Below are 5,801 nucleotides of genomic sequence, written 5' to 3'. Positions count from 1 at the left end.
CGTTGTACTTGTACAACAATTATTTCAAGTTCTTCTACATTCTAATCACTAAGAAGTAGACCAATTAAAATACTTTCTCATTGGTCTACTTCCTTACCAATCCATGAATAAAAATTAAATTATCTCCACATCAGTTAAATTAGCCCCTTCTTCTTGTAAAAAGCGATAGGTTATCCTATCCATAGTCGCTCCCGTAAAATCTAACTTTGAAAGAGTACATGATTCAAATTGGACATTAATTAATTTAGAATTCACAAAAGACACTTTTTTCAGATAGCAATTTTTAAATGAAATATTTAATAAAATAGAATCATCAAAGCTTACCTTTGGCAAATGAGAGTCATAAAAAGAGGAATTGGTGATTTTACAATTTTCAAAGATAGCTTGGCTAAAATCACTCTTCTTAAAGTTGGATTCAGATACAGTGGAATAAATGACATTTAATCTTTTGAAATAACAATCTTTAAATTCCGAATAATTAATTTCCCGGTTTTTGGCCATCGATCCTTTAAAATCACATAACCTGTACTTGACATTAATTAGTGCAAGATCTTCTAGATTTTCGTTGTTGAATATTTTTTTAAAATAATTTAATTTGTTATTTTCATCAACAAATAATTCACTTACATCAATTTTCACATCTCCACATTCAAGCTTTTTAATAAGAACATTATAAGCCTCCTTATCTTCCAATCCTTCATTTTTAAGTTGAAACATTATATTCTCAAGTTTATGCATCAATACTTTTTTCTTTTCTTGATATGTTCGATCTTTTTTGTATGGTCGAAAATACCCTTCGATATGTAGTTCTAACTTTTCACTTAACATTCTCTCACTCCTAAGGTTTATACGAACACGTTTTCACAAAATATTTTCTCATTTCAAACCAAAAAGAAAGATTGCGATTAATATATTTTAATTGCAATCTTATTTATATTCCAAAATAACTCTTAAGGAAGAATTGTTTCTAATCTTAGCTTCTAGCCATTTTAATGTAATTTCTATAGCCTACCAGTGACACAATAAAGCCTAATGCAGAGTATCCAATAAGTACAAATGCAACCAAACTTAGGCTTTCTCCTCCTGGTAGTGTAGACACCGAATTCACTAAACCTTGGTGTGCCCAATATTGAGGAAAGATCTTACCAATAATCTTCAAATAACTAGGTAATTGTTCAAATGGAGTCCATAACCCACAAGCAACCGCTGTTCCTAAAGCAATAATATTGGTCATCACCAATCCTGTATTTTCCGTCTTAGCAAACACAGCAATAGCCAAGCCCCATGAAGTAACTAGCATTGACAACATGAGAATTACAACAAGATAAGAGCCATAATGTGTTATTTTAATATCATATAAGTAAACCCCCAAAATCGTTAATAAAAGAACTTGCATTACAATAATGAGAAAGAATGGAATGCATTTACCAAGAAAAAAACTGTAAGGCTTTAAAGGAGTACTTGCCAATCTAGCTACCATCCCCTTTTCACGATCCTTTACAAAACTTATGACAATAGAAATAATAACAAATGTAGAAAAGAATACACTCATTCCCGTGATTGATTGAGAAGCTACTAATGTTTTTTTCGAAATATCTTTGGTAAATAACTCAATCAAAAGAATGATTGATCCAATAGGCAATAAAATTGTCCAAAACAACAAAGACCGATCTTTTATTTGTTTTCTTGTTTCAATTTGGGCTACAGGCCACATAAAATCACTCTCCTTTTATTACTGATCTCGCAAGTCCGTGCCAGTCAATTGAAAAAATACATCTTCTAGTCTTGGTTTGAATAAAGACAATTGATTCGGAACGAAACGATTTTCCTTGCTTAATCTAATCAAAATTCCGAAAGTATCTAACGGATCTTTTGTTTTAATTAACACACCTGATTGATATGACTTAAAATCAAACCCACGGTCAATCAATGTTTTATTAGGAATAGATGAATCAAAGTAAATAGATGTTTCTGTGTAACGATTTAGAAGTTCATTAATTTCTCCTTCTTCGACAATTTTCCCTTTATCGATGAAAAAAACATAGTCACACAAACTCTCAATTTCCTCCATATAATGACTGGCATAGACGATGGTCTTTCCTTCTCCTTTCAATTTATTTATGAGATCAAAGATATAACGTCTTGACTGAGGATCAACCCCTACCGTCGGTTCATCTAGAATAATTAACTCTGGATCATGCATAAGAGCACAACCAATATTCAAGCGACGTTTCATTCCTCCTGAAAAGTTCTCGATTACATCATTTCTTCTTTCATATAATCCTACATCCTTCAATAACCTTTCTACTTTTTGCATTAACTCTTTACCCTTTATTCCATGTATCTGACCAAAAAACTCCATATTTGTTTTAGCTGTCAGCTTTTCTTCTAGGCTAATATCCTGCGGAACATACCCAAGTGTACCTTTAGATCCTCCTATGTATTCAACCTTGCCTTCATAAGATCTAATAATATGAGAGATGATTTTCATCAAGGTAGACTTACCGGATCCGTTTGGACCGATTAATCCATAGCATACTCCTTTGGAAATTGTTAGTGTTACATTATTTAATGCTTGAAATGTCCCATATTTCTTACTTATATTATCTACCTGTAGCATCTACACTCATCCTTTCTTAACTTTTATTTTTTAAAATGGCTTCAATGGTACTGATATACTCTTTGTAAGCATCTGCGCCTAAATTTGTTATTTGTACAATTGTTTTTGTTTTTTTAGATACAAACGTCTTTGTGATTTCTACATATCCTGCATCCTCTAATTTTTTTAAATGCGAGCCTAAATTCCCATCCGTAACAGACAAAGATTTTTTTAAGAAAGTGAAATCACATTCTTCATAAATCATTAATAAACTCATAATCCCTAGGCGAATTTTTGCATGAATTAAATCATTTAAATTATTAACATTACTCATTTCCTTGCCCTTTTCTTTTCAGAATCAATCCCGTTAACAACAAACTGCCCCCCCCGATAAATGCAAAAATAATGTTCATTAAACCAGGGAAAACAGAAAACGTGATCATTCCAAGAATGCTTAACCAAAACCCCATAAAAAAAATCTCTTTCGTCAAAACAGTACCCAAGAGCATATACATAATTGACACCAATAAAACGATATAAAAAGATAAATTATTAAATGTATATAGTAATAAATCTGAGTAAATCAAAAAAACAAAAATACCCAGAAACATAATGAGACCTAACCAGATATATTTCAATTGATTTTTTAGAAATAAAGGCATTGGATTCACTTTTTTCTGCTTAAAATATGTAGTCAAAGTGATAATCCAACCAATAATCCCTAACAAAAGCCATGCAACCCCAATAGTAAATGGATTAAAGTTCAGTAAGGTAATCGTATAAGCAACAATCCAGATAAATCCCCAAATAATGAAGTATGTGCTAGTTTGTTTACAATATTCAGTTTTATAATTTGTAATTGTTTTAATATGCGATAAATTTTCAAGTATTTCTAAAGTGGTATATTTTTGATCTGGCATAAAAAATCTCCTTATATTCAAAATACTCTGTCAAACAGAGTATAATAAATTATTCATCGTTCGTAAAGTGTTTTTTCAATATTTTGGGATTTCATAACCGTTATAAGCATACTACCGACAAAACAATGCTATTAAACTTTAGTGCAACTAAATAATGATAAATAGGAAAAATGGAGAGATTATGAAAAAACGTCCACTAATAAGAAAAAGCATTTGGTGTCTTTGGAATAATTTTATTTGTTTGGGAACTAATTATGCCTAATGTGATTACAGATGTTATACAGTTTGAACACTCTATTGTAAAAAAAAATGATAACTACATTTTTAAAGTGTTGTATCAACTTCCCCCAAATTAGCGTAAGAACCAATTTTACTTAACGGTCACACCTCAATTAGACTTATTTTGAAATCTTTAATTATTGGACACATTGTTACCACTTCTCTCTATTTTTTAGAATAGAAAAAAGCCAATGCTTCTTTCATTAGAAACATTGACTCTATTGTTAGTTATAATATATATAAATCCATTTTAATTTTTCTACATATCAGTCGCTGCTATGCGGAATACAACATGACCCGCACTTTCTTTCATTATTTTCTCGGACCATACGCAGCAGTTGGTTTAACAGGCTTCGCATCCGTTGCTTCCCATATAGGAGCAGTTAATGTTGGATAGTTCAAAGCTTCTACTTTTTTTCTTGTTTCTGGTGATGCTTTCAGTCCCCATTGATCAAAGAATGGAAGTAGGTTTTGTTTCGCTACTTTCGATGTATTGTAAATAAATGCTTGTATTTTCTCTTCATCAGTACCCGGCAGTTTATCCTTTGGTAACTCTCGATATAGTTTGTGAAGATTTGGATAGAAATCTTCCCCATATGCTAAATGAAGTTGCCAGAACATAACAACTTTCACAAACGGATCATTAATCTTTTCATATTCTTTATCTGTTTGTTTTAAGTATTGAAAGGCTCTGTCATAATCTCCTTCTTTTTCTAAACGTGTCGGTTGACCTGGGAATAATTGTTTTTGTGCAGCTAAAGAGTATATATTAACATTGACTTCAGCCACTCCACCCCACGTCCAAGGATATTGTTGCCTTGTATGCCCTGCTTCATGCATTTGTCCCCATCCAAATTCATTTACATTTAAAGCACTTCTAATTGCGTCATAAGCAGTAGTAAATACGACTCCATCCCCACCTGCATACATGTACATGCCCGGTGGGTTGTTAGGATTTTCTACAAAAGCCCAAAGACGGCGAGTTGAACGATGTAACGGATTAGAACTTGTTTCAGATAGCCCTGATAATCTATCTTGTACTAGAATCATGTCATCATATTTTTTTAATAGAGGAACAGGATCTTGATCTACAATATATTTCTTGGCACTTTCCTGAGTAACAGTAAATACTGCTTTCTTTGACTTTAATTGAACAGCATGTGCATCTGGATACTTGTCCATCATCGCAATCCAGTCTGCTTTCGTATGCTTCCCTAATTCAAAGAATGGAACAGGGCTCCCACCTTGTGTTACTTTCGCCTTAACTGTTCCTTTCTCTGCAGAGTTATCAAACCCTAATAAACCACCGTTTGGAGAGGAAATAGTGTTAGAACCAGGAGAAAGACGAAATGCTTTTCCCCCTTCTTTATCATATTCATTTGTCCCAATAGTTGCGTTAAGCATGTCTAATCCCGATAGTCCCGATACTTCAATTGTGACTTGTTCATTCGGTTTTACATAGATTCCTGTTGGCGTATAGTTTCGTTGCTCACTTCTTCTTTCTCTTTTTGCTTCACCTATATAATGACCTGTACTTGGAAGGTCGAACGTCCTCGCTTCATATTGCGCCTGGGTTTGCTTAGTTTCAGCATGAATATTCAAACTATTTACAGTCATAGATGTAAATAATGTCGTTGTCATAACAGCAGATGCCATCAATACTTTCATTGGTTTTTGTAATCTATCATTCTTTCTTTTGTTCATATCAATCATTCCTTTCATCTAAATCCATTCTAATGTTCATACGAAGCGGCGATTCGACACAGAATAAAGATCCCTTCCGATAAATTTCGTCACACACAAAGAGGCTATCCCTAAAGGATTGCCTCCTACTAACTATTTTCTTGGACCATACGCAGCGGTTGGTTTAACAGGCTTCGCATCCGTCGCTTCCCATATAGGAGCAGTTAATGTTGGATAGTTCAAAGCTTCTACTTTTTTTCTTGTTTCTGGTGATGCTTTCAGTCCCCATTGATCAAAGAATGGAAGTACGTTTTGTTTCG

General features: G+C 33.1%; 6 protein-coding genes and 1 pseudogene. All 7 read right to left on the bottom strand.

Going from position 1 to position 5,801, the window contains the following annotated elements; all coding sequences use genetic code 11:
• Window positions 1-114: 114 nt before the first annotated feature.
• Window positions 115-828: a pentapeptide repeat-containing protein gene (locus Q9306_RS24325; protein ID WP_306203183.1), complete on the bottom strand. Its 714-nt coding sequence runs from the start codon at window positions 826-828 to the stop codon at window positions 115-117.
• A gap of 145 nt (window positions 829-973) precedes the next feature.
• Window positions 974-1,714, bottom strand: coding sequence for an ABC transporter permease (locus Q9306_RS24320; protein WP_306203181.1), 741 nt, complete (start codon window positions 1,712-1,714; stop codon window positions 974-976).
• An 18-nt stretch (window positions 1,715-1,732) separates the two neighbouring features.
• Window positions 1,733-2,620 carry an ABC transporter ATP-binding protein gene (locus Q9306_RS24315; protein WP_306203179.1) on the bottom strand — a complete coding sequence of 296 codons (888 nt, stop codon included), beginning with the start codon at window positions 2,618-2,620 and terminating at the stop codon, window positions 1,733-1,735.
• A 16-nt stretch (window positions 2,621-2,636) separates the two neighbouring features.
• Window positions 2,637-2,933, bottom strand: coding sequence for a winged helix-turn-helix domain-containing protein (locus Q9306_RS24310; protein WP_306203177.1), 297 nt, complete (start codon window positions 2,931-2,933; stop codon window positions 2,637-2,639).
• A complete protein-coding gene (locus Q9306_RS24305) occupies window positions 2,926-3,519 on the bottom strand; it encodes a hypothetical protein (RefSeq protein WP_306203174.1) in 594 nt (197 codons plus the stop codon). The genes Q9306_RS24310 and Q9306_RS24305 overlap by 8 nt, the downstream gene beginning before the upstream one ends.
• 591 nt (window positions 3,520-4,110) lie before the next feature.
• Window positions 4,111-5,502: a M60 family metallopeptidase gene (locus Q9306_RS24300; protein WP_306203172.1), complete on the bottom strand. Its 1,392-nt coding sequence runs from the start codon at window positions 5,500-5,502 to the stop codon at window positions 4,111-4,113.
• A 132-nt stretch (window positions 5,503-5,634) separates the two neighbouring features.
• Window positions 5,635-5,801 (bottom strand): annotated as a pseudogene (locus Q9306_RS24790) (M60 family metallopeptidase); the annotation flags it as partial.

Origin of the sequence: Bacillus multifaciens (genome assembly GCF_030756675.1) — a bacterium.
Classification (GTDB): Bacteria; Bacillota; Bacilli; order Bacillales; family Bacillaceae_G; genus Bacillus_A; species Bacillus_A multifaciens.
The sequence above is the reverse complement of the archived record's forward strand: the minus strand, read 5'-3'. Positions and strand labels throughout refer to the sequence as shown.

Excerpts from the sequence above, each read along its gene's own strand:
- Q9306_RS24300 (WP_306203172.1), bottom strand. The coding sequence starts at position 5,502 with ATGAACAAAAGAAAGAATGATAGATTACAAAAACCAATGAAAGTATTG.
- Q9306_RS24320 (WP_306203181.1), bottom strand. The coding sequence starts at position 1,714 with ATGTGGCCTGTAGCCCAAATTGAAACAAGAAAACAAATAAAAGATCGG.
- Q9306_RS24325 (WP_306203183.1), bottom strand. The coding sequence starts at position 828 with ATGTTAAGTGAAAAGTTAGAACTACATATCGAAGGGTATTTTCGACCA.
- Q9306_RS24310 (WP_306203177.1), bottom strand. The coding sequence starts at position 2,933 with ATGAGTAATGTTAATAATTTAAATGATTTAATTCATGCAAAAATTCGC.
- Q9306_RS24305 (WP_306203174.1), bottom strand. The coding sequence starts at position 3,519 with ATGCCAGATCAAAAATATACCACTTTAGAAATACTTGAAAATTTATCG.
- Q9306_RS24315 (WP_306203179.1), bottom strand. The coding sequence starts at position 2,620 with ATGCTACAGGTAGATAATATAAGTAAGAAATATGGGACATTTCAAGCA.